At 69.7% G+C, this 24,133-nt stretch carries 19 protein-coding genes and 1 tRNA gene; 10 read left to right on the forward strand and 10 right to left on the reverse strand.

The genetic code is table 11. The features are described from left to right. Window positions 1-7 precede the first annotated feature (7 nt). Together I004_RS35705 and I004_RS0123845 are read left to right on the forward strand one after the other, a co-directional pair. The gene (locus tag I004_RS35705) at window positions 8-922 is read left to right on the forward strand and encodes a LysR family transcriptional regulator (protein WP_051345375.1); all 915 of its coding nucleotides are present in this window, start codon (window positions 8-10) and stop codon (window positions 920-922) included. 70 nt (window positions 923-992) lie between these two features. Beyond that, window positions 993-2,057, forward strand: a complete 1,065-nt coding sequence (locus I004_RS0123845) for a tartrate dehydrogenase (RefSeq protein WP_028437562.1) — start codon at window positions 993-995, stop codon at window positions 2,055-2,057. A gap of 144 nt (window positions 2,058-2,201) precedes the next feature. Here I004_RS0123845 and arfA read toward each other — a convergent pair whose 3' ends face one another. The 4 genes from arfA to I004_RS35710 form a co-directional block, all read right to left on the reverse strand. Further along, window positions 2,202-3,731, reverse strand: a complete 1,530-nt coding sequence (arfA, locus tag I004_RS0123850; protein ID WP_028437563.1) for an arabinosylfuranosidase ArfA — start codon at window positions 3,729-3,731, stop codon at window positions 2,202-2,204. Between the two features lie 67 nt (window positions 3,732-3,798). Next, the gene (locus I004_RS0123855) at window positions 3,799-4,692 is read right to left on the reverse strand and encodes a carbohydrate ABC transporter permease (protein WP_028437564.1); all 894 of its coding nucleotides are present in this window, start codon (window positions 4,690-4,692) and stop codon (window positions 3,799-3,801) included. 5 nt (window positions 4,693-4,697) lie between these two features. Continuing rightward, window positions 4,698-5,636 carry a carbohydrate ABC transporter permease gene (locus I004_RS0123860; RefSeq protein ID WP_028437565.1) on the reverse strand — a complete coding sequence of 313 codons (939 nt, stop codon included), beginning with the start codon at window positions 5,634-5,636 and terminating at the stop codon, window positions 4,698-4,700. After that, window positions 5,633-6,928 carry an extracellular solute-binding protein gene (locus I004_RS35710; protein ID WP_051345364.1) on the reverse strand — a complete coding sequence of 432 codons (1,296 nt, stop codon included), beginning with the start codon at window positions 6,926-6,928 and terminating at the stop codon, window positions 5,633-5,635. Before I004_RS35710 ends, I004_RS0123860 begins: the two co-directional genes overlap by 4 nt. 493 nt (window positions 6,929-7,421) lie before the next feature. Between I004_RS35710 and I004_RS0123870 the strand changes: the two genes are divergently transcribed. The 4 genes from I004_RS0123870 (at window position 7,422) to purM (ending at window position 12,254) form a co-directional block, all read left to right on the forward strand. After that, the gene (locus I004_RS0123870; RefSeq protein WP_028437566.1) at window positions 7,422-8,429 is read left to right on the forward strand and encodes a LacI family DNA-binding transcriptional regulator; all 1,008 of its coding nucleotides are present in this window, start codon (window positions 7,422-7,424) and stop codon (window positions 8,427-8,429) included. 103 nt (window positions 8,430-8,532) lie between these two features. Then, window positions 8,533-9,351, forward strand: a complete 819-nt coding sequence (locus tag I004_RS0123875; protein WP_028437567.1) for a maleylpyruvate isomerase family mycothiol-dependent enzyme — start codon at window positions 8,533-8,535, stop codon at window positions 9,349-9,351. A 167-nt stretch (window positions 9,352-9,518) separates the two neighbouring features. Then, window positions 9,519-11,120: an amidophosphoribosyltransferase gene (gene purF, locus I004_RS0123880; RefSeq protein WP_028437568.1), complete on the forward strand. Its 1,602-nt coding sequence runs from the start codon at window positions 9,519-9,521 to the stop codon at window positions 11,118-11,120. Between the two features lie 54 nt (window positions 11,121-11,174). Continuing rightward, complete coding sequence (purM, locus tag I004_RS0123885; RefSeq protein WP_028437569.1) at window positions 11,175-12,254, forward strand: phosphoribosylformylglycinamidine cyclo-ligase; 1,080 nt, start codon at window positions 11,175-11,177, stop codon at window positions 12,252-12,254. A 150-nt stretch (window positions 12,255-12,404) separates the two neighbouring features. Here purM and I004_RS0123890 read toward each other — a convergent pair whose 3' ends face one another. Continuing rightward, complete coding sequence (locus tag I004_RS0123890; protein WP_028437570.1) at window positions 12,405-12,656, reverse strand: DUF3073 domain-containing protein; 252 nt, start codon at window positions 12,654-12,656, stop codon at window positions 12,405-12,407. Window positions 12,657-12,914: 258 nt separating this feature from the next. Continuing rightward, window positions 12,915-14,045 carry a Glu/Leu/Phe/Val dehydrogenase dimerization domain-containing protein gene (locus tag I004_RS0123895; RefSeq protein WP_028437571.1) on the reverse strand — a complete coding sequence of 377 codons (1,131 nt, stop codon included), beginning with the start codon at window positions 14,043-14,045 and terminating at the stop codon, window positions 12,915-12,917. Between the two features lie 268 nt (window positions 14,046-14,313). On the opposite strand from I004_RS0123895, the gene I004_RS0123900 reads away from it, so the two are divergent. Together I004_RS0123900 and bldC are read left to right on the forward strand one after the other, a co-directional pair. After that, on the forward strand, window positions 14,314-15,189 hold the full coding sequence (locus tag I004_RS0123900; protein WP_028437572.1) for a DUF8083 family protein: 876 nt from the start codon (window positions 14,314-14,316) through the stop codon (window positions 15,187-15,189). 539 nt (window positions 15,190-15,728) lie between these two features. Continuing rightward, window positions 15,729-15,935 carry a developmental transcriptional regulator BldC gene (gene bldC / locus I004_RS0123905; RefSeq protein ID WP_027749187.1) on the forward strand — a complete coding sequence of 69 codons (207 nt, stop codon included), beginning with the start codon at window positions 15,729-15,731 and terminating at the stop codon, window positions 15,933-15,935. Window positions 15,936-16,513: 578 nt separating this feature from the next. Here bldC and I004_RS39920 read toward each other — a convergent pair. The 3 genes from I004_RS39920 to hrpA all read right to left on the reverse strand — a co-directional run bounded on the left by I004_RS39920 (window position 16,514) and on the right by hrpA (window position 21,250). Next, window positions 16,514-16,690: a DUF6274 family protein gene (locus I004_RS39920; RefSeq protein WP_199779455.1), complete on the reverse strand. Its 177-nt coding sequence runs from the start codon at window positions 16,688-16,690 to the stop codon at window positions 16,514-16,516. A gap of 300 nt (window positions 16,691-16,990) precedes the next feature. Beyond that, window positions 16,991-17,065 (reverse strand) — tRNA-Asp (locus I004_RS0123915). Window positions 17,066-17,149: 84 nt separating this feature from the next. Next, on the reverse strand, window positions 17,150-21,250 hold the full coding sequence (hrpA, locus tag I004_RS0123920; protein ID WP_028437573.1) for an ATP-dependent RNA helicase HrpA: 4,101 nt from the start codon (window positions 21,248-21,250) through the stop codon (window positions 17,150-17,152). Between the two features lie 310 nt (window positions 21,251-21,560). Between hrpA and I004_RS0123925 the strand changes: the two genes are divergently transcribed. Then, entirely contained in the window at window positions 21,561-22,562 is a 1,002-nt protein-coding gene (locus I004_RS0123925; RefSeq protein WP_037977530.1) for an ABC-2 transporter permease, read from the forward strand. A gap of 121 nt (window positions 22,563-22,683) precedes the next feature. Next, window positions 22,684-22,893, forward strand: coding sequence for a hypothetical protein (locus tag I004_RS0123930; protein WP_028437575.1), 210 nt, complete (start codon window positions 22,684-22,686; stop codon window positions 22,891-22,893). A gap of 119 nt (window positions 22,894-23,012) precedes the next feature. Here the strand turns inward: I004_RS0123930 and sph are convergent, their stop codons facing one another. Next, complete coding sequence (sph, locus tag I004_RS0123935) at window positions 23,013-24,068, reverse strand: sphingomyelin phosphodiesterase (protein WP_078511729.1); 1,056 nt, start codon at window positions 24,066-24,068, stop codon at window positions 23,013-23,015. Between the last annotated feature and the right edge of the window lie 65 nt (window positions 24,069-24,133).

Below are 24,133 nucleotides of genomic sequence, written 5' to 3' on the forward strand. Positions count from 1 at the left end.
GAACGGCTTGGACATACGACAGCTGCGCTGCTTCCTCGCCGTGGTGGACCACGGCAGCGTGCACCGCGCGGCCGAGCACCTCTTCGTCGCCCAGCCGTCGGTGACCCAGACGATTCGCCGACTGGAGGCGCAGCTCGGGACCAGCCTGTTCCTGCGGCAGGGCCGTGGGCTCGTGTTGAGCCCGTCGGGCGCGGCCCTGGTCGCGCCGGCCCGCGAGGTGGTCCGGTCCCTCGATGTCGCCCGCGAGGCGGTCGCGGCCGTGGACGACCTGAGGGGTGGGCAGCTGCGTATCGCCTCCATGCCGTCCCAGGTCGTCAATCCGCTCACCGGGCTCGTCGCCGCCTACGTCGACGCATACCCCCACGTGCAGGTGGCGGTGGTGGCCGCCGCACGGCCCGACGACGTACGTGACGCCCTCCGCAGAGGCGTCGCCGAGGTCGGCGTCGTCGCAGCGGCCGGCACTCACGAGGTGTTCGCCGACCTCGACCATGTGCCCATCGAGACGCAGTCGTTCGTGCTCGTCGCCCGCGACGACGTCGAACTGCCGCCCGGCGACCACCCGTTGGCGGTCGACGAACTCTCCGGCCTGCGCCTCGTCTCCGGACAGCCGGGAACGGGGATGCGCCGGGTCGCGGACGCCATCGTCGCCGCGACCGACTGTCGCGTCGCCATCGAGATCGAGCACCGCGAGGGCCTCCTGCCGCTGGTCCTCAGCGGGGTGGGAGCGGCCGTCGTCGCCGACTCCTGGGGACCGCTCGCCGAAGCGGTCGGGCTGCGCGTACGGCGGTTGGCCGTCGATGACGCCCTCGACGTGGGCCTGGTCTGGCAGCGCCACAGGCTCAGCTCGGCCGCCGCGGCGTTCGTCGCCGTCATCAGGGGCGAGCAGGGCACCGGTGAGGGCGGGACCCGGCGCAACCGATAGGCAAGCCTTATCGAAAGGGTTGCAAACAGGACTTGGACAGCCGCGATTCCCTGAGCGTTCCATGGGGACCATGACCACTCGCTACCGCATCGCCCTGATCCCCGGCGACGGCATCGGCGCCGAGGTGCTGCCGCCCGCCTGCGCCGTCCTCGACGCCGTCGGCAGCCGTCATGGACTCACGTTCACCTACGACTCGCTCGACTGGTCCTGTGAGCGCTATGCCGCCGAGGGCGCGATGATGCCCGCCGACGGCCTGGACCGCATCCGGCACCACGACGCCGTCCTCCTCGGCGCCGTCGGATGGCCCGGCGTGCCCGACCATGTCTCCCTGTGGGGTCTGCTCATCCCCATCCGCCGCCAGTTCCGCCAGTACGTGAACCTGCGTCCGATCAAGGTCCTCGAGGGCGTCCCCAGCCCGCTGGCGAAGGCCACCAGCGACGTCGACTTCGTCGTCGTACGCGAGAACGTCGAGGGTGAGTACTCCGAGATCGGCGGACGCCTCAACCGTGGCTTCCCCGACGAGATGGCCGTCCAGCAGTCGGTCTTCACCCGGCCCGGCGTCGAGCGCATCCTCGACTACGCCTTCACCACCGCTCAGCGGCGCAGCGGCGACGTGGTCTCCGCGACGAAGTCCAACGGCATCATCCACACCATGCCGTTCTGGGACGAGCTGGTGAAGGAGGCCGGTGACCGGTTCCCCGACGTGACCTGGCGGCAGGAGCACATCGACGCCCTCGTCGCGAAGGTCGTCCTGGATCCGTCCCGGTTCGACGTCATCGTCGGCTCGAACCTGTTCGGCGACATCCTCTCCGACCTGGCGGCCGCCGTCGCCGGCAGTATCGGCATCGCTCCCGCGGCGAACCTCAACCCCGAGCGCGAGTACCCCTCGATGTTCGAGCCCGTACACGGCTCGGCTCCCGACATCGCAGGCCAGGGCGTCGCCAATCCGCTCGGCGCGATCTGGAGCGCCTCGATGATGCTCGACCACCTCGGTCACCCCGAGGCCGGCGCCGAGGTCCTCGACTCCTTCGCGTCCGTGCTCGCCACGACCGATGTCCGCACGCGTGACCTCGGCGGGACGGCCGGCACCAAGGACTTCACCAACCTGGTGCTCGAGGGCATCGCCGGCCGCTAGTGGAGCCGTCCTCCGGAGCACTGGCCGGCCCGGGGCACCAGGCGGCCCGGAGCGAGAGGTGCGGGCCGCACCGCACGTGGGTGGACCCGCGTCCGCTCGGCTCCGGAGCCCGCACGGCTCCGGAGCCCTACCGCTCGGGACCCGTCACCGTTCCGGCGTCAGCCTGATCAAGCTCCAGGAGACGGGCGGCAGCACAGCCTCAAGTTCGCCCTCGGCGCTCACCGCCGTCTCCGGGACGGGCCGCGGCGTGACGCGCTCGGGTTCGGCCTGCGTGTTGACCGCGTCCGGGTCGTCGTCGGCGATCAGGAGGTGCTCGACGACGCGGTACGGCGCCCCCAGCCCGCGGAGCGCCGCCCGCAGGCCCAGACGCTGCTCCTGGTCGCGGTTGACGGCCAGCACCGTCAGCTCGCCGGTCTCCTCGTCGAGCGTGGCGGCCGTGTCGAGCGCCTGGACGGCCCCGTACCGAGGTGTCTCGACGACGGGCCCGGACACCTCGGTCCGGAGCACGGTGCCCCGGGCGTGCCGGGCCGTCAGTGCGAAGGGATGGAAGGTGGTCTGCCGCCAGCTGGCGCCGCCCGGCTCGCTGCGGATCGGACCGATGACGTTGACGAGCTGCGCGAGGCAGGCGACCGGGACCCGGTCGGCGTGACGCAGCAGCGTCATCAGCAGGGAGCCGACGACGGCCGCGTCCGTAACGCTGTAGGTGTCCTCGATGAGCCGGGGCCGCTCCTCGAGCGGCAGCGCGCGCTCGCCCGGGAAGCGGGACTGGTACCAGACGTTCCACTCGTCGAAGGAGAGCATCATCCGCTTCGAGGAGCGGCGCACCGCCCGCACATGGTCGGCGGTGGCGACGACGTCGGAAATGTAGGCGTCCATCTGGGCGCCGCTGGCGAGGAAGCTGGCCCGGTCGCCCTCGGTCTCCTCGTAGTAGGCGTGCAGGGAGAGGTAGTCGACCTCGTCGTAGGTCTCGTGCAGGACCTGCCGCTCCCACTCGCCGAACGTCGGCATCCGCGCGTTCGAACTGCCGCACGCCACAAGCTCGATGGACGGGTCGACCTGGCGCATCGCCTTGCCGGCGGTGGCGGCGAGGCGCCCGTACTCCGTGGCCGTCTTGTGGCCGGTCTGCCAGGGGCCGTCCATCTCGTTGCCCAGGCACCACAGCTTCACGCCGTGCGGATCGCGTACGCCGTGCTTCACCCGCAGATCGGACCAGGCGGTGCCGCCGGGGATGTTGCAGTACTCGACGAGGGCGCGGGCCGCGTCGATGCCGCGGGTGCCCAGGTTGACGGCCATCATCGGCTCGAGGTCCTGGCGGCGGGCCCAGCCGAGGAACTCGTCGGTGCCGACCTGGTTGGACTCGAGGCTCCGCCAGGCCAGGTCGAGGCGGCGGGGGCGCTCCGTGGCCGGGCCGATGCCGTCCTCCCACCGGTAGCCGGAGACGAAGTTGCCGCCGGGGTAGCGCACGAGGGGCGTGCCCAGCTCGCGTACGAGCTCTGCCACGTCGCCGCGGAAGCCGTGCTCGTCGGCGGTGTCGTGGTCCGGCTCGTAGATGCCCGTGTAGACGCAGCGGCCCATGTGCTCGACGAATGTCCCGTACACGCGGGGGTCCACGGTGCCGAGGGTGAAGTCGGGGTCGATGGTGACGCGGGCGGTGCCGGCGGGCTGTTCGGTCATGCGGTGGGTGCCTCTCTCGGTGCTGTTCCTGGTCCGGGCTCGCTCATGAACGGGCGCTGCGCCGCTGTCACTTCAGGCCGGTGCCCGCGATGCCTTCGACGATCCGCCGCTGGAAGAAGAGGAAGACGGTCAGCAGCGGCAGGGCACCGAGAACCGCCGAGGCCATCAGCTGGGCCTGTGGCAGCCCGAAGGCGTCCTGTACGGAGTTGAGGCCGACGGGCAGCGTCATCATCTGCGGGTCCGTGACGGCCAGCAGCGGCCAGAGGAAGTTGTTCCAGGACCACACGAAGACGAAGATCGTCACCGCGGAGATGGCGGGACGGGACAGCGGCATCACGATCTGCCAGTAGATCCGCAGCCAGCTCGCGCCGTCCGCGCGCGCCGCGTCCGTCAGTTCGACGGGGATGCCGTCGAAGAACTGCTTGAAGACGAAGACGGAGACGACGTTGGGCACCTGCGGCAGGATCACGGCCCAGTACGTGTTGAGCATCCCGGTGGACTGCAGCGTCAGGAACTGCGGAATCATCAGCAGCTGCGGCGGGATCATGACGCCGGCGAGGATGACCAGGAAAACCGGTCGCCGGTAGCGGAACTTCAGCCGGGACAGCGCGAAGGCCGCCAGGGACGTGGTGCACACCGCGAGCAGCGTCGTCAGCGACGAGGTGATGAAGCTGTTCAGGTACCAGTACTGGATGCGCCCGGCCGAGAGGATCTCCTGGTACGAGGAGAGAGTCGGGTTGTCCGACACCCACGATGTCGGGTTCGTGGCGATGTCGTTGGGCGGTCGCAGGGATGTGGCGAGGGCCCACGCGATCGGGACCAGCCACAGCAGCGCGAGGGCGATGAGCACGCCCAGCGTGACGCGGTTGAACAGGCTCTCCGAGTCGGTGCGCTTGCGGCGGGGCTCGGAGGGTGCCGCCTCCGTGGTGGTGCGGCTCGCCGCCGGGGTGAGGGTCGTCATCGTGCTCAGACCTCCTTCTCGGTGCGCCGGATCAGCGCGAACCAGACGAGCGAGATCAGCAGGATGATCAGGAAGAGAAGCAGTGCGACCGTCGAGGCGTAGCCGGCGCGGCCGTCGGTGAAGCCGGTCTGGAAGATGTACAGCAGCGACGGCCGGGTGGCGTCGTCAGGGCCGCCGTTCGTCATCATGTAGATCTGGTCGAAGACCTTGAGCGACGCGACGAGTTGGAGCACCGCCACCAGCGTGGTCGCACGCCCCAGCATCGGGACGATCACGAGCCGGATCCGCTGCCACGGGCCCGCGCCGTCGATCGCGGCGGCCTCGTGCACGTCCCGCGGGATCTCCTGGAGCGCGGCCAGGTAGATGACGAAGTTGAAGCCGATCGTCCACCAGATCGTCGCGACGGCGATCGAGATCATCGCCCAGTTGGGGTCGCCCAGCCATGAGGGCGCCGCCTGCACACCGAGCAACTTGACCGCGCCCTGCGCCAGCCCGATCTGGTCCGCGTAGATCCACATGAAGAGCAGTGCGATCACCGAGGACGGCAGCATGAACGGGGCGAAGAACGCCAGCCTGAAGAACCATTTGCCGCGCGAGAAGCGGTCCGTCATCAGCGCCAGCGTCAGGGCGAGCAGCATCAGCGGCACCGTGGTCAGCACGGTGAACCAGAGCGTATGGCCGAGGCTGGACCAGAACTCCGGGGAGCCGAGCGCCTCCGCGTAGTTCGCCGTCCCGACCCACTTGCCGGGTCCGTCCTTGACGAGGCTGTCGTTGAAGAAGCCCGCGACCGCCGTGTAGAGGAGCGGGCCCAGGAGGAACATCACGTAGAAGGCGCCGAAGGGGAGCAGCATCCCGGACGCCGTCCACCGGGTGGACCCGGCGGTTGTTGCGGATGCCGGTACGCCGGTCCCGGCGCCCAGGTGCACGCTCGTACCCGTGCTCATACGGGTGCCTCCATCCCTGCCAGATCCTTCGCGGCGGCGAGCATGCGTGTCGCGCCGGGACCCGGGCGGGTGTGCCCGCCCACGACGGAGGCGACGACGTCGCTGAAGCGCCGGTAGAGGTTGCTGTCCGCGCCGGAGTACCAGGCGGCCGGGTCATACGCCGCTCCGTCGGCCGCGTCGGCGTAGTGCGCCTGCGGCAGCAGCTCGTGGTATGCGTCGGAGTTCGCCGTCGGCTGCCAGGCCGGTATGTGGCCGCCCTTGGCCCAGTCGAGGCTCGCCTCCAGCATCGAGCGGGAGAAGTCCAGTGCGTGGTCGGCCCGCTGGGCCTTCTCGGACGGTGCCTTCGGCAGGATGAAGGCGTGCGAGTCGGCGGCGCACGCGTACGGGGCGTCGCGGAAGATCCGCGGGAAGGTGCGCATGTCGAACTTGTCCTTCACCGCTCCCTTGACGGCCAGGAGCTGCCACTCCCCGTCCATCAGGAACCCGGCCTTGCCCGAGGTGAGCAGCGTGATCGCGCCGCCGTCGCCGTCCGCGCCGGGTGGGATGAGCTTCTCCGCCGACATGCGCCGGATGAAGGCGAGTGCCTCCTCCGCGGCACCCACGTCCATGACGACCTTCCGGCCGCCGTCGGTGACCAGGTCGGCGCCGAGCTGCCGGTACAGGGACCAGAAGAGGCGCCAGCAGGTGGCAGGGTCCTTGACGGTGGCGATGGAGCCGCCCCAGACGCCGGTGACCTCCTTGGCGGCCCGCATCGCGTCGAGGAACTTGTCGGGCCCGTCGACGTCCGTCAGCTGGCCCTTGTCGTCGAGGAGCCCGGCCTTCTTCGCGACGTCGGTGCGGTAGTAGAGCACGAACGGGTGGGTGTCCAGCGGCAGCGCGTAGAGCTTGCCCCCGTGCTGCGCCGACTCGAAGGCTCCCTTGGCGAACCGGTCCGGCTTCAGGCCGTGTTCGTCCAGCTCGGAGCGGGATATCTCCCGCAGCAGTCCGGAGGCGGCGAGCGTGGGCAGCCGGGAGACGTGGGTGATCGCGACCTGGGGCGGGCGGTTGCCGAGCGTCGCCAGGGTGAGCTTCGTGTAGTACGGGGAGCCCCAGACCAGCGTGGTCGACTTCAGTTCGACGTCGGGGCTGGACTTGCGGTAGCCGCTCTGCATCGTCACCAGCTGTGCGCCGTCGCCGCCGGTGAACGGGTGCCAGAAATTGAGCAGCGACGCCGGACCCGCGGAGCCCGTGAACGCCTGCCCGACCGGGCTGCTGCACCCGCCGAGCGCTCCCGCGGCCGTGAGCGAACCCACGGCGCCGAGGAACCTCCTCCTGCCATGCACACGCACCACGCCCATTCAGCGTCGGGGGGTCTGTTCGAAATATCGTTCAACGTGCGGTATTTCGATGGGAAGATAGCGATCCTGTTCGGTCACGGCAATGCCTGTGACGTACGGGATCAACATGAGTAGGGCAACGGTCGGGCCGGTCGGTCCGAACACAACGCCACGCTCGTGCTCTGCGTGGAGCCGTGCGGCGGCTGGACGCTTGATCGACGGAAAGCGGGTCTCGCCCCAGGCAGGCTTGCCGGAAGCGAAGTTCCAACGTTGTACTCATGCCGCTAGTCTGTCGTCAACACATCGGAGGGGCTTCTGTCCGCCGTGTACGGCATTGGGCGCCCCGGAGCGTGTGCGCGCGCCGCCGCCCCGGCGGCCGGCCGAGCGCCGAGGCCGCCCGGTGCCGAGCGGCAGGCCGAGGGCGCGACGAGGGGGGCGGGCACGTAGCAGCCCGTACGAGGGGAGCGGAATGGCCGGGACGAGGCTGAAGGACGTCGCCGAACGGGCGGGCGTATCGATCAAGACCGTCTCCAACGTCGTACGCGGCAATGTGCGAGTCGCCGAGCCCACCCGTCAGCGCGTACTGAGCGCCATCCAGGAGCTGGACTACCGTCCCAACGCCTCGGCCCGCCATCTGCGCACCGGCCGCAGCGGCGTCATCGCCCTCGCCGTGCCGGAGCTCGTACAGCCCTACTTCGCCGAACTCGCCAAGGCCGTGATCGACGCCGCACGCGAGCACGACGTCTCCGTCCTGATAGAGGACACCGGCGGCGACCCCGCGGCCGAACTGCGCGTCGCCTGCGGCCTGTCCGACCCGCTCATCGACGGCGTGCTGCTCTCCCCCCAGCGGCTCGACCAGGCCACGCTCGCGCGCCGTGAACGCCGCGTCCCCCTCGTCCTGCTCGGCGAGCGCGACTACGAGGTGCCCGCCGACCACGTGCTCATCGACAACGTCCTCGCCGCGCAGGAGGCCACCGCGCATCTGATCGCGGGCGGCCGGCGCCGCATCGCCGCCGTCGGCTTCCAGTCCGACCCGCTCTTCACGACCTCGCAGCAGCGTGCGCGCGGCTATCTCAAGGCCCTGGAGTCGGCCGGCCTGCCGCACGAGCCGGAGCTCACTCCCCTCGTGCCCGCGTTCACCCGTACCGACGGCAGGACGGCCATGCGCGGACTGCTGGCGCTGCGCGAGCCGCCGGACGCCGTCTTCTGCTTCTCCGACCTGCTCGCCTCGGGTGTCGTGCGGGCCGTGTACGACGCGGGTCGCACCGTGCCGCGCGACATCGCGGTGATCGGCTTCGACGACATCGAGGAGACCGGGTTCAGCGTCCCCTCCCTCAGCACGGTCGCGCCCGACAAGCATCAGGTGGCCCATCTCGCGGTCGAGGCCCTGCTCGCCCGCATCGCGGGGGACCCGGAGGCACCGCACACGACGCTGCACGCCGAGCACCGCCTGGTCGCCAGGGAGAGCACGGCGTAAATCGTGGCCGGGATCACGACCGGGGCCGGGGGACCTGCCGGGTTGCGGGTGACCTGGCAGGCTCCGCTCACCGGCCGTCCCTCCAGCCTCTAACCTCTTGACCATGCCGCCCGCCAAACGCAGCAAGGCCCCCGCAAGGCGCAACTACGACCCCGCCCGTGTCCGCCAGGCACTCATCGGCCAGGTCGAGGCCGTCGCGGCCGCCGCGCACGAGCTGACCGACGAGCAGCGCGCACGCCCGTCAGGGCTGCCCGGCTGGGACGTGCACCGTCTCCTCGTCCACATCGCGCTGCAGATCGACGCGGTGCCCCGCTTCCTCGCCGGGCCCGAGTCGAAGGCGGCGGCCCCCGAGGTGGACCTGCCGACCTGGGCGCTCTCCACGGCCGGCGCCGCCGCGGAACTGGACCTGGAGACCCGCGAGGAGGCCGACCGCGCGGCCCGTGGCGGCGCCGCCCGCATCGACGACGCCGTGGCACAACTGGAACCCGTGCTGGAGTCGGCGGTACGCGGCGACCTGCTCATCCCGCACGGCGCCGGGGCGATGCGGATGCTCGACTTCACCGTGACGAGGCTCGTCGAACTCGTCGTCCACAGCGACGATCTGGCCCGCGCCACCGGCACCGCCGTCACCTTCGACCGGCAGGCGCTCGCCGGCACGGTACGGGTGCTCACCGACGCCCTTGCCGTGAAGGCTCCGGGGTCCTCGGTCGAGGTGCGGGTGCCGCCGTTCGCCGTCGTCCAGTGCGTCGAAGGGCCGCGGCACACGCGGGGCACGCCCCCCAACGTCGTCGAGACCGATCCGCTCACGTGGATCAGGCTCGCCACCGGACGCGTCGGCTGGGAGCAGGCCCGCACGGCTGCCGCGGTCTCCGCGAGCGGCGAACGGGCCGACCTCAGCGGCCTGTTGCCACTGCTCGGCTGAGGCGGGAATGCCGGAGCCGGACGAGTCGGCGTGAGGCGCGACATCGAGCGGACGACCACCCTCCGTCCCCCTGTTGCCTGGTAACCCCAGGTAGTGGTGATGTCACCCGATTCGGCGGGGGTGTCCCCGATTCGGAGCAACGCGCCTCCTGTCCTAGACTCGGTGTCGTGCCACGTGGTGACGGACGACTCAGTCACGATCTGCTTCCCTCCGAGAAGGGCCCCCAGGACGCATGCGGCGTCTTCGGAGTCTGGGCCCCCGGGGAAGAGGTCGCGAAGCTCACGTATTTCGGTCTGTACGCGCTGCAGCACCGCGGGCAGGAGTCCGCGGGCATCGCAGTCAGCAACGGCTCGCAGATCCTTGTCTTCAAGGACATGGGCCTTGTCTCGCAGGTCTTCGACGAGACCTCCCTCGGCTCCCTCCGCGGCCACATCGCCGTGGGCCATGCCCGCTACTCGACGACGGGCGCGTCCGTGTGGGAGAACGCGCAGCCCACATTCCGTGCCACCGGGCACGGTTCGATCGCGCTGGGCCACAACGGCAACCTGGTCAACACCGTCGAACTCGCGGACCTCGTGGCCCAGCAGGCGACGGGCAACAACGGCCGTGCCACGCGCGTCGCGGCCACCAACGACACCGACCTGGTCACCGCCCTCCTCGCCGGCCAGACCGACGAGGACGGCAACCCCCTCACCGTCGAGCAGGCGGCCCCCGTCGTGCTGCCCCAGGTGAAGGGCGCCTTCTCGTTCGTCTTCATGGACGAGCACACCCTCTACGCGGCCCGCGACGCCCAGGGCGTGCGGCCGCTCGTCCTCGGCCGGCTGGAGCGCGGCTGGGTCGTCGCGAGCGAGACGTCGGCGCTGGACATCGTGGGTGCGAGCTTCATCCGCGAGGTCGAGCCGGGCGAGATGATCGCCGTCGACGAGGACGGCCTCCGCTCCACCCGGTTCGCGGAAGCGAAACCCAAGGGCTGTGTCTTCGAGTACGTCTACCTGGCCCGTCCGGACACCGACATCGCCGGGCGGAACGTTTATCTCTCCCGCGTCGAGATGGGCCGCAAGCTCGCCGCGGAGGCGCCCGCCCCCGACGCCGACCTGGTCATAGCGACACCGGAGTCCGGCACCCCCGCCGCGATCGGCTACGCCGAGGCGAGCGGCATCCCGTACGGCAGCGGCCTGGTCAAGAACAGCTACGTGGGCCGCACGTTCATCCAGCCGAGCCAGACGATCCGGCAGCTCGGCATCCGTCTGAAGCTCAATCCGCTGAAGGAGGTCATCAGCGGCAAGCGCCTCGTGGTCGTGGACGACTCCATCGTCCGCGGCAACACTCAGCGCGCGCTGGTGCGGATGCTGCGCGAGGCGGGTGCCGCCGAGGTCCATGTGCGGATCTCGTCCCCGCCCATCAAGTGGCCGTGCTTCTTCGGCATCGACTTCGCCACCCGAGCCGAGCTGATCGCGAACGGCCTGACCGTCGACGAGATCGGCAAGTCCCTGGGGGCGGACTCCCTGGCGTACATCTCCATCGACGGCATGACCGAGGCGACGACGATCCCCAAGTCGCAGCTGTGCCGCGCCTGTTTCGACGGCGAGTACCCGATGCCGCTGCCCGACCCCGAACTGCTGGGCAAGCACCTGCGTGAACCGGACTCGACGGGCGCCGGGCACGCAGCCGGTGAACCCGGCACCGAGCGGGCCTCCGTGCCCGATGTCGACGGCGTCGGCAGCCTCACCGCGGGGGTCGGCGGCACCGACGCCCTGCGACGCCCGTAGCCGGTCCGACCATGCCGGCCCGCATGCCCCCACGACCTGAGAGAGCCGACCACGATGCCTGCCGAGCCTGCTGAATCTTCCGGCGCCACCTACGCGGCCGCCGGCGTGGACATCGAGGCGGGCGACCGCGCCGTCCAGCTCATGAAGGAGTGGGTGAGGAAGGCCCAGCGCCCCGAGTCGGTGGGCACGCTCGGCGGCTTCGCCGGGCTCTTCGACGCATCCGTGCTCAAGCGCTACGAGCGGCCCCTGCTGGCCTCTGCCACCGACGGCGTCGGCACGAAGGTCGCCATTGCTCAGCGCATGGACCAGCACGACAGTATCGGCCACGACCTGGTGGCGATGGTCGTGGACGACCTGGTGGTCTGCGGCGCCGAACCGCTCTTCATGACGGACTACATCTGCGTCGGCAAGGTCGTCCCCGAGCGCGTCGCCCAGATCGTCAAGGGCATCGCCGAGGGCTGCGTCCTGGCGGGCTGCGCCCTCGTCGGCGGCGAGACCGCCGAGCACCCGGGCCTCCTCGGCCCCGACGAGTACGACGTCGCGGGCGCCGGCACCGGCGTCGTCGAGGCCGATGCGGTGCTGGGCGCGGATCGTATCCGTACGGGGGACGCTGTGATCGCCATGGCCTCCTCCGGCCTTCACTCGAACGGGTACTCGCTGGTCAGGCACGTGCTCTTCGAGCGGGCGGGCTGGGCCGTGGAGAGGCATGTGCCGGAGTTCGGGCGCACCCTCGGCGAGGAGCTGCTGGAGCCCACCAAGATCTACTCGCTGGACTGCCTCGCCCTGACGCGTACGGCGCAGGTGCACGCCTTCTCGCACATCACCGGCGGTGGACTCGCGGGCAACCTGGCGCGGGTGGTGCCCGACGAACTGCAGGCGCACGTCGACCGCGGGACGTGGACGCCGGGTGCGGTGTTCGATCTGGTCGGCCGGGCCGGGGACATCGAGCGCCTTGAACTGGAGAGCGCCCTGAACATGGGCGTCGGCATGGTCGCCGTCGTACCGCAGGAGTCTGCAGCAGTGGCGCTCGCCACCCTCACCGACCGCGGAGTCGAAGCCTGGGTGGCGGGGGAGATCACCGAACGCCCGGCGGGCGGCGAAGCCGTGACGCTCACAGGTGACTATGCCGCGTGACCTCGGCGACGGCGGTGAGCCGGGTGGAAGCGACGACCAGGCCGGCCTCCCGGACCTGTCGCGGTTGTTGACACCAGCCGCACGCGCACGTCCTGGAACAGCACAGAACCCGGTCCGGCATCAGCCGGACCGGGCAGGGATCTGTGGACGTCAGCTCCGGCGCCGTTGCGCCGAAGAGTCGGAGGACTCGCCCTCGTCCTCCTCGTCGTTGTACACGTCCGCGTACTGTGCGTACGGGTCGTCGTCATGCTCATCGTCCTCGAAGCGGTCGCCGTTCGGCGGCTCGTTCGACGTCGATGCGCCCAGCTCCTCAGCCAGGCGCGAAAGGTCCGTCCCACCGCTGTTGTACTTCAGCTGGCGGGCGACCTTCGTCTGCTTGGCCTTGGCCCGGCCGCGCCCCATGGCTCGACCCCCTCAACGACGGGGCTCGACGGCCCCAGAGTCTTGACACGCGTTCACAATTCAGAGCGGACCCTCGAAGGAGAGACCGGCCCGTAGGGCTTCAACGGTACCTGCTTCCGTGGCCGTACGGTACGCCGCCCGTACGACACGGCCGCCGGCAGACGCGTCCGGTGGCTCTCTCTTCGCTGGTCAGCTCTCATTTTACCGTGCGTCCGAGTGTCGACCCGCCGAGGGGCCGTGAGAAGACCCCCGACAGGCTCAGCTTCCGGACTCCTCTGAGCCTTCACCGCCCGGCCTGCCGCTCGCCATACGCATCTCTGCGATCCGGTCCGCAGCCGCCGCCGGCGGTACGCCGTCCGTCGTGGCACGTTCGAAGATCGAAAGCGTGGTGTCGAAGATCTTTGCAGCCTTTGCTTTGGCACGTGCGAAGTCGAAGCCGAGGAGCTCGTCGGCGACCTGGATGACGCCGCCCGCGTTCACGACGTAGTCCGGCGCGTAGAGGATCCCGCGGTCGGCGAGGTCCTTCTCCACGCCCGGGTGGGCCAGCTGGTTGTTGGCGGCCCCGCACACGGCCTTGGCGGTCAGGACCGGGACGGTGTCGTCGTCGAGCGCTCCGCCGAGGGCACAGGGCGCATAGACGTCGAGCCCGTCGAAGCGGACCAGTGCGGCGGCGTCCGCCACGGCCTCCACATCCGGGTGCGAGGAGCGCACCCGCTCGATCGTCTCGGGGCGTACGTCGGTGACCACGACGCGTGCGCCGTCCTCCAGCAGGTGCTCCACCAGGTGGTGGCCGACCTTGCCGACCCCCGCGATGCCGACCGTACGGCCGCGGAGCGTGGGAGCCCCCCACAGGTGCTGTGCGCTGGCGCGCATGCCCTGGAAGACGCCGAAAGCGGTGAGCACCGAGGAGTCGCCCGCTCCGCCCCGCTCGGGGGATCGCCCCGTCGTCCAGGGGCACTCACGGGCGATGACGTCCATGTCCTGCACGTACGTGCCCACGTCGCATGCCGTGACGTAGCGGCCTCCCAGCGAGGCGACGAAGCGGCCGTAGGCGAGGAGCAGCTCCTCCGTCTTGATCTTCCCGGGGTCGCCGATGATCACGGCCTTGCCGCCGCCGTGGGGGAGGCCGGCCATCGCGTTCTTGTACGACATGCCGCGAGCGAGGTTCAGCGCGTCCATGAGCGCGGCTTCCTCGGGCTGCTCGTGCCCCGAGTAGGGGTGGAACCTCGTCCCGCCCAGGCCGGGGCCGAGAGCGGTGGAGTGGAGGGCGATGACCGCCTTCAGACCGCTGGCGCGGTCCTGGCACAGCACGACTTGCTCGTGCCCGCCGAGCTCGGACCGGAAGAGAGTCCGCAGAATCCCTGTGCCGCTCGCTCCGTCGGCGCTGATGGTGGGCGCCGAGGTGTGCTGCGGGGAGGGACGTACGTCAGCCACGGTGGTGACTCCTGATGTCGGGTTGTACGCCCTCTTGGTCGCCGTCCGGGCTTGTGGCGAGGACGGCGGGGAGGGCCGGTCGACAGCAGGGTACGACCTGCGCGCGGCCGGATCGTTGCGGTGCCACGATCGGTGGTAGTCAACTGTCCTCGGGGCCCGCCCGGCAGGGCGCGGGCCGGGGCTCCTGCCGGAGCCGTTTTTCGTGAAATCTGGAGGAGAACGCGTGGGTCAGCAGGCGTCGGTCATCGTCCCGTACGCGGCGTATCTGCGGGTGTACGAGCCACTGGCCGCGTTTCCCGAACCGGAGCGGGCGCACTGGGTGCGGTACGCGAAGCGGGACCGGGTGCCCACCGCCCAGGACGAGTTGAGGCGTTCGCTGGCCGATCTGCTTCCGGTGCCGCCGGTGGCCGTGCCCGTGCGCGAGAGCGCGGACGCCTTCGTGGCGGAGGTGGACGGAGTCGTCTGCGTCTGCCCCTGGCGGACCCGGCTGCGCGGCTGGCAGGCGCTTGCGGCCCTGTCCCAGGCGGCGGGCGAGCAGGAGGTCGCGATGCCCCAGACGGTGCTGGACGCGGCCGTGCCGCCGGTCGTCCGCCGACAGGCCGCGGCGGACTATGAGCGCTGGTTGACCCGCAATCCCGATGCCCGTCCGTGGATCCGCACGGCGCTGTGGCACGTACCCGTGCGATGGTTCGTTCTTTTTTCTTCGGAAGAGAAAGAGTTTGCGAAGCCCGGAAGCGGTGAGGAGAGCGTTCAGCAGTCCGTCCTCCGCTATCGCACCCCGATGGTGCAGGCGAGGCGCCGCCTCGCTCGTGGCCTGAAGGTTCTCCGCGAGGAGTTGGAGGAGGGGCCGCTCGTCGACGGCCTGGTCGACGTGGGCCGGTGGCTGGAGGAATTCCATCCTCGGTCCCTCGTCGAACTGGACTACGGCGGTCTGGCGCACGCGATCTCTGAGGAGCAGCTTGCCGACGACGACTCCGCCGCGGATGTGGCGGAGGGCATCGCGGCACTGCGCGCAGGGGACGGGGAGCGGGCCGGCGTCGCCTACGAGCGGCTCACGGACCGCTGGCGGGCTGTGAGAGAACTGCAGTTCGCCAACTGACAACGCGGGTTCGGTCCGTGGGGTTCACGTACACGGTTGTGTTCGTGAACTGAACGCGGTCCGGGGCCTACGGGGTGGTGCACGTCACGGACCTCCAGGACCAAGGTCCCGAAAGGGGCCAAAGCCTCAAGCGTGACGGACAGCACTTTCTTGGGCCTTGCTCTCAGAGCGCTCCCTCGTGTCAAAATAGGACAAGGAGTTCGACGGGGGCTCCTTCCATCCAACTGTGGCCGGAAAGATCGGTATTGCCCACCTTGGTGGGGCTGGTGCCAGTAAGTCACCCTGTGACTGATCGTCACGGTGGGGTGACTGTCCGCTATGGGCTGGTCCATCGGCATCCGTTGAGGTTCACCACCTCAGAGGGCAATTCCATCGGTTTGGCCGACGTGGCTGGACAGATGGTGTAGTTGTAGTGCCGAGGACAAGCCGTTCGTCCTATAACCGACTCGGCTCGCGTACGTCCATATCGGGCATCGCGGGCCAAGGTGCAGAATTTTGGGAAAGAACCGTAAGGTTCGGTTCCTTCGAGGAGGCCGCTCATGACCGCTCGCACCCCTGATGCCGAGCCGCTGTTGACCCCGGCGGAGGTTGCCACGATGTTCCGCGTGGACCCGAAGACGGTCACACGCTGGGCAAAGGCAGGCAAGCTCACGTCGATCCGCACGCTCGGTGGTCATCGCCGATACCGCGAGGCGGAGGTGCGCGCACTGCTGGCGGGCATCCCGCAGCAGCGCAGTGAAGTTTGATCAGGCGAAATAACTGCATATCCGGGCGCATTCGGGGCCCTCATTCCCGATCGGCGCCCGAGGCAACAGACATCAGGCCGCTGTCCCCAACGGCGCTTGATCGTTGATCGCGCTGGACTCCGCCGGGTCCGGCGCGATCTTTTTGTGCCCGGATCTGCCGTGCCCGGACTGGTCGTGCCCGGATCTGCCGCATCCGGACGGACCCTCCGGTGAGCGGGAACCGCGTGGTCGACGGGGGTCCGACTGGCGCTTCGGGAGGGGGAGTTGGCGTGCCGGCTACGCCTCGTGCGGACCGCCGCGGACACCAATGGGGCGTAGTGCAATTGCACATATTAAATTGGCGGGTGGTGAGAAGGGCGTAAGTTCCCACACATCCGGAACAGAGGCCGTGACTCCTGTCACATCGGATGCCGGTTGTGGAGAACGATCACTCTCCGATATTGCGACGGCCTCCTGGGCCCGGTTTGCTGCAGCTTCACAGCACATCACCGAACGCCCTTATGCGGAACGGGTGTTGACTAGTTGGACTCGGCCGACGTGAGTGCCGGCCCGGCGCGGGACCGCCGTGGTCCGTCGGCTCACTCCGCGGGCCCGCCCGTGGGCCCCTCCGCCGCGTGCTCCATCGCCAGGCGCAGCAGCCTGTGGCAGACGGGGCAGTGGCGCGTCACGTGCCGGTAGCGGGTGGCCGCCGCCAGGTGAGCGCGCAGGAGTGCCCTCGTCTCATGTGGCCGAGAGCTGCGCGGAGTTGTCCCCATTGATGCCCCACCTCCCTTTCGAGGAGTACCGGCCGGACGGTTCGCCGTCAAGGAACCCAGGTGGGGGCGCACGGAGCACCGGGCACGGCGCACGGACCGCCGGAGGAGACGCTGAGAGCGCTTGTGACGGCTCGGACGGGGCTGACGGGGTGTCAGTGCCGCCGCTGCGCCTGGGAGCCGTGTAGGCGCCCCTCAGGGCGCCGCTGAGACGGTTCCGTTCCGGTGCCACAGCGCCGCAGCCCGCCCCCTGCGTACGGGGACGGGCTGCGGCGCTGACTCGATCTTCTTCTGCTTCCTCTGCGGTCCTGACGGGATTTGAACCCGCGGCCTCCACCTTGACAGGGTGGCGAGCACTCCAAACTGCTCCACAGGACCTTGCGTGCACCCGGCGAGCAGGCGCGAGCGAGACTCTACAGCAGCCCGCCGAGCGGCGCGAACTCACGTTGTGCGACGGGCTCGTCACCGCTGAGGCGCCGCCGCATCCACCGCCTTCATGATGCGTTTGTCCGAGACGGAGTAGGCGGTGCCCAGTGCGTGGGCGAAGTAGCTGACGCGCAGTTCCTCGATCATCCAGCGGATCTCCAGCGCCGCCTGCGGCACGGGCCGCCCTCGGGGGAACTGCTCCAGCAGCCACAGGTATTCGTCCTGCATCTCCTTGACCTTGGCCATCCGTGTGCGGTCGCGTTCGGCGTTGTTCGGCATCTGCTGGAGGCGGCGGTCGGCGGCGACGAGATAGCGCAGCATGTCCGGTAGCCGAGCCGCGCCGTGCCGTGTGACGAAGCCGGGGCTGACCAGGTCGGCGAGCTGCCGGCGGACGTCCTCGGCGGAATCCGCGAGGGCAGGGCTCGTGACGCCGCGCAGACGCGTCTCGCACGAGTGCCAGGCGGCCAGCACTTCCTGAACCTGCTTGACCGTCTTGAGTGTGGTGTCGACCAGGTCCGTACGTACGGCGTCGAAAAGCTTCCGGAAGGCCTCCTCGTCCCAGGCGGGTCCTCCGTGCCCCGTGATGAGCCGGTCGGCGGCGGCCGTGACGCAGTCCTCGAACAGCGCCTGCACGCTGCCGTGTGGGGACCGGGAGAGGGCGAGCTTCTGGGGGTTGGACAGCTTCGAGGCGGCGAACTTGGCAGGGTCGGAAGGGATGTTGAGCAGGATCAGCCGGCGCGTCCCGCGCCACATGGCCTGCTGCTGCTCGGCCTCGGTGTCGAAGAGGTGGACGGAGACGGAGTCGCCGTCGTCCACCAGCGCCGGGTAGGCCTTCACGGGCTGGGCGCCGACCGGGCCCTTCCCGCCCGACGCACGGGGACGCGTCTCGAAGACGCGGGGAAGGGAGCCGATCGTCCACTCGGTCAGGCCCGTGCGTGAGGAGAGAGCCGGTGCCGCGTCGCCCGACCCCGGCGCGGGCGCGGGCTCCTGTGCGGACGGCGACTTCGTGTCCTGCTCCCCCGCCTCCTTCCGCTGCGCGCGTGCGGACGACTCGAATGCCCGGGCGATGGCGGCCTGTGTCTTGTCCCGCAGCTGGTGCTGCAGTTCCTCCAGGTCCTTGGACTCGGCCAGGGTGCGGCGCCGTTCGTCCGTGACCCGGAAGGTGACCTTGAGGTGGTCGGGGACCTTCTCCGGGTCGAAGTCGCCGGCCTCGAAGGGCACTCCGACCATTCCCCGCAACTCGCGGGCGAGCGTGGCGGTCAGCGGGTCCTCCCCGGGAGTCGCTACGCGCAGGAACCGCGCGGCGAAGTCAGGGGCCGGGACGTAGTGCCGCCTGACGGCCTTGGGCAGCGAGCGGATCAGCTCGGTGACGAGGCTTTCGCGCAGGCCGGGAATCTGCCAGTCGAACCCGGCCGGCGTGATCTGGTTGAGCACCTGGAGCGGGACGTGCACGGTCACGCCGTCCGCGTCCGTGCCGGGCTCGAACTGGTAGGTCACGCGGAGCGTGAGCTGCCCCTGCTGCCACACGTCCGGGTAGTCGCTGCGGCTGATCTCCTCCGCCTGCTCGTTGATGAGCATCGACTTCTCGAAGTTGAGCAGGTCCGGGTCCTCGCGCCGCTGCTTCTTCCACCAGGAGTCGAAGTGGGCACCGGAGACGACGTGTTCGGGGACGCGCTCGTCGTAGAAGTCGTACAGCGTCTCGTCGTCGACGAGGATGTCGCGGCGGCGCGCGCGGTGTTCCAACTCCTCGACCTCGTCGAGGAGTTTGCGATTGTCATGGAAGAAACGGTGGTGTGTGCGCCAGTCGCCCTCGACCAGGGCGTGCCGGATGAACAGGTCCCGGCACGTCTCCGCGTCGATGCGCCCGTAGTTGACCTTGCGCTGCGCCACGAGCGGCACCCCGTAGAGCGTCACGCGCTCGTACGCCATCACGGCCGCCTGCTTCTGCTCCCAATGGGGCTCGCTGTACGTGCGCTTCACCAGGTGCTCCGCGAGCGGCTCGATCCACTCCGGCTCGACCTTGGCGTTGACGCGGGCCCACAGCCGTGACGTCTCCACGAGTTCGGCGGACATCAGCCAGCGCGGCTGCTTCTTGAAGAGCGACGAGCCGGGGAAGACCGCGAACTTCGCGCTGCGCGCGCCCAGATACTCGTTCTTGTCGGTGTCCTTGAGCCCGATGTGGGAGAGGAGACCGGCCAGCAGGGACTGGTGCACGGCGTCGGCCGGCGCCTCCTGGGAGGACGAGGCCGGAAGGATGTCCATCGCCTTGGCCACCTGGCGCAGTTGCGCGTAGATGTCCTGCCACTCCCGTATGCGCAGGTAGTTGAGGAACTCCGCCTTGCACATGCGGCGGAAGGCGGACGAGGACAGCTCCTTCTGCCGCTCGCGCACATAGCGCCACAGATTCAGCAGGGCGAGGAAGTCGCTGCCCTCCTCGCGGAAGCGCGCGTGCTGCTGGTCCGCCTGCTGCTGCTTGTCCGAGGGGCGTTCGCGAGGGTCCTGGATGGAAAGGGCCGCGACGATCACCATCACCTCGCGCACGCACCCGTTCCGCTCGGCCTCCAGCACCATGCGCGCCAGCCGCGGGTCGACGGGCAGTTGCGCGAGCTTGCGGCCCGTACCGGTCAGGCGGCTGCCGCCCTTCGAGGTGCGGGACGCGGGGGAGGCGCTGAACGCGTGCAGTTCTTCGAGGAGTTGGACGCCGGCCTTGATGCTGCGGTGGTCGGGCGCGTCGATGAAGGGGAACTTCTCGATGTCCCCGAGGCCGGCCGCGGTCATCTGGAGGATGACGGAGGCGAGGTTCGTGCGCAGGATCTCGGCGTCCGTGAACTCCGGCCTGGAGAGGAAGTCCTCCTCGGAGTAGAGCCGGACGCAGATCCCGTCGGACGTACGGCCGCAACGGCCCTTGCGCTGGTTGGCGCTGGCCTGGCTGACCGGCTCGATGGGCAGCCGCTGGACCTTGGTGCGGTGGCTGTAGCGGGAGATGCGGGCGGTGCCCGGGTCCACGACGTACTTGATGCCGGGGACGGTGAGGGAGGTCTCCGCGACGTTCGTGGCCAGTACGACGCGGCGGTTGTGGTGGCTCTGGAAGACGCGGTGCTGCTCGGCGTGGGAGAGGCGGGCGTAGAGGGGGAGGATCTCGGTGCCGCCGCCGGCTCCCGCGCCCGCCGTGCGGCCCTTGCCGGCGATGCGTTTCTCCAGTGCGTCCGCCGTGTCCCGGATCTCACGCTCGCCGGAGAGGAAGACGAGGATGTCGCCGGGGCCCTCGGACTGCAGCTCGTCGACCGCGTCGCAGATCGCCGTGGTCTGGTCGCGGTCCTTCTCGTCGGAGTCTTCCTCCAGGAGCGGCCTGTAGCGCACCTCCACGGGGTACGTACGCCCGCTGACCTCGACGATCGGCGCATCGCCGAAGTGCCGGGAGAAGCGCTCCGGGTCGATCGTGGCGGAGGTGATGACGACCTTCAACTCCGGGCGTCTGGGCAGCAGTTGCGCGAGATAGCCGAGCAGGAAGTCGATGTTGAGGCTGCGTTCGTGCGCCTCGTCGATGATGATCGTGTCGTACTGCCGCAGCTCGCGGTCCTGCTGGATCTCGGCGAGCAGGATGCCGTCCGTCATCAGCTTGACCAGGGTGTTCTCCCCCACCTGATCGGTGAAGCGGACCTTCCAGCCGACGGCTTCGCCCAGCGGTGACTTCAGCTCGTGGGCGACGCGCTCAGCGACCGTACGTGCCGCGAGCCGGCGGGGCTGGGTGTGGCCGATGACGCCGTGGATGCCGCGGCCCAGCTCCATGCAGATCTTCGGGATCTGCGTCGTCTTGCCCGAACCGGTCTCACCCGCGACGATCACGACCTGGTGGTCCCGTATCGCCTCGAGGATCTCGTCCTTCTTGCGGCTGACCGGGAGCTGCTCCGGATACGTGATCGCGGGCCGTGACTCGCGGCGGGACGCGACCTTCAGCTCGGAGTCGTCCATGGCCGCGGAGATCTCCGCGAGGACCGCCTCGCGCGCCTCCGGCTTGCGGATCTTGCGTGCGCCGTCGAGCCGCCGCCCCAGCCGCTGCTGGTCGCGCAGCATCAGCTCGGGCAGGCGCTCGCGCAGAGCGTCGAAGGACGGAGAGGGGGGCGTGGATGTCGGCATACCGGATCCAGGATCGCACTTCACTGAATCCACCGGCCAACCAATTCCCCCCGGCAGCCCCGCCCGCCTCCCGGAACGCTCGCCGGGGGCCGTTGACGGCACCGGTGGACGTCGTACGCAGACACCGGAAGGGAAGCAGCAAAGCCCATGAACGGCGCATATCGGACCTAGGGTGGCGCGCATGAGCGAACCGCGCGAGCCGGAGCCGCACCACCCGCGTGATCCGCAGCCCCCGGACGGCTCGCCGGGCGCAGACGACTCCCATGGTCCGTCTGGACGGCACGGTGCGAGGGGCGTGCAGCGCCCGCCGATGGGCCTGCGCTCCGGATGGCGCGCCTTCAGGCACACGCCGTTCTTCCCCGCGACCGTGCTCGCGCTCATCGTCGCCGCGGCGGCCGGGCTCTTCGCCAGTTCCTACATCTATGCCATGGCCGACCCCACGCCCCGCACCATCCCGGCGGCGGTCGTGGAACGCCCCGAGGGCGAACGCAGTGCCCGCGCCTTCATCGACGGCCTGGAGAAGGCGCTCGGCTCATCGCTCAAGGTGCACCGCTACCGCACGTTCGCCCAGGCGGAGGAGGCCGTCGACGACCAGAAGGTGTTCGCGGTGCTGCGGGCGGACGCCCGGGACCGCGTCGAGCTGAATCTCGCGAGCGCAGCCGGCGCCTCGGTGGCCGAGGTGCTGCAGCAGACCGCGCCGAAGGTCGGGGAAAAGGTGGGCGTGAGCGTGACGGTCAAGGATCTCAAGCCGCTCGGCAGGGGCGACCCGCGCGGACTGACGATCTTCTACATGACACTCGCCGCCGACGTCATCGGCTTCATCGGCGCGATCCAGCTCACCATCAACGTCCCGGAACTCTCCCCGGCCGCCCGGATCTCCTTCATCACCGCCTATGCGCTGATCGGCGGCTTCATCATCGCCGCGATGGTGGGCTGGTTCCTGCAGGCCGTGCATCTGCCCTTCGTGCACTCCTGGATGATCCTCGCGCTCACCATGTTCACCTCGGGCATGGTCTTCGTGATGTTCAACGCCCTCATCGGACGCTGGGCGATGATCCCCACCTGGCTGCTGATGGTGCTCCTCGGCAATCCGTCCTCCGGCGGCGCGGTCTCCTGGCCGCTGCTCCCCTCGGTGCTGGGCGCGGTGGGCCGCTGGCTCCCTCCGGGCGCGTCCGTCAACGCCCAGCACACGGCCGTCTACTTCTCGGGCCACGAGCACGTGATGCCCTATCTGGTGCTCACCGTGTGGGCGCTGGTGGGCATGGCCGTCTTCCTATGGCTGGACGCCCGGCGGCGGGGCGGGGAGCGGTGACGCGGAGACGACAGGAACCTTTGCGTCACGGAGGCGTCGTCGTCGCAAAATCATCTGTCGCCACGGCCTGCTGAGCTGACATTGTGTCACCAGGCAACTCACTGCGGACGAAGGGAGGGCGATGACGATGGAACCACTCGATCTCGTCAATTCGCTCAGTGCCGTCGTCAGCGCCGTGGCCGCCGTCGTGAGCGCTGTCGTTGCGCTGAACTCGTCGAACGGGCAGCAGCGGTCCGCGGAAGAGGACCGTGAGGATCAGCTGCCGCCGTGGATGATCGTGCCGTGCGGGAAGCTGAGGGCGTCCGAAGCCCTGTGCCCAGTCCCGGCCTGAGACCGGCGCGAAGCCGGCACCGCACCTGAGACGCCGCCGTCCCGGACCCCGCAGACCGATACCGGTTCGACGGACCCCCGGCACACTGGGCCGGGGGTCCGTCGTTGCTCACGCCCGCCCTACGAGGCGGGGCCGCCGATCACCGGGTAGTGGTCGGAGAGGTTCGTGAACGTGCCCTCCGAGGTCTCCCAGGGCGCGCACTCCTCCTTGATGACCTCGTTCTGCCAGCCCGCGGGACGGGCGTGGCCGTTGCGGTGCAGCACGTAGTCCAGGTCGGACCGGCCGCCGTCCGGGTCCCGTCCCTTGGCGATCGAGTTCGTCTGGTGGTCCGAGGAGTAGGGGTGTCCGGTACGGGCGTCGGCGGGGGCGAGGTCGGCGTTGGCGAGCATGGATGCGTACTCGTCGCCCCGCGAGTCGGTGTTGAAGTCGCCCGCGACCATGACTTCTTCGTCCGCGGGGATCTTCTTCTCGTCGAGGAAGGAGTCGATCGCGCGGAACTGCTCGGCGCGTATCTTCTTCGCCTCGCCGTCCCCGCAGGCCGAGTCGCCCGCCTGGACGTGGGTGCCGACGACGTGCACCTTGGTGCCGCCTACGTCGAGCACGGCGTACACGAAGCCCTTGTTGGAGAGGTAGTCGGCGCCGCAGCCGTGGTCGTAGACGAACTGTTCCTTGTGGACGATGGGCCACTTGCTGAGGATCGTGACGCCGCCGTCCTCGGGTGCGATGTCCGACCACGAACCGCCCGTCGCGTCCCAGCCGCTCTTGCTGCGGCCCAGCACGGGGGTCTGGTGCGGGTACTGGCCCGCGGCCTTCTCCTGGAGCTTGTCGGAGACGGAGTTCTCGAACGCCTCCTGGAGCACGACCACGTCGTTGCCCTGGAAGAAGTCCGCGTCGGGGATCGCATCTCCCCTGTGGTCCTGGCCCCAGGTGGGATAGATGAGCTTGTTGAAGAGGAACGTGTTGTAGCTGAGCACCTTGAGGCTCGGGGCTTCGGCCGCGGCCTTCTCCCCTGACCGGGCTTTCGCTTCGGGTGCCGCTGTGGCCGATGAGCCGGTCGCCACGAGCGCTGTCGCGGCGAGGGCGCCGGCGGCGGCAAGGCCCTTGAGGCCGCGCAGTCCTCCCGGCCTCCGGGGCGGGGGTGCGGGCGTGGGGTCGGCGGATGCTGAGGGTGGCATGTTCGTCTCCCGTGGGGGGTGGGGATACGTACACCTCATATCCAAGCAAGCAAGCTTGATTCCTG

The sequence above is a fragment of the Streptomyces sp. TAA486 genome (genome assembly GCF_000426165.1).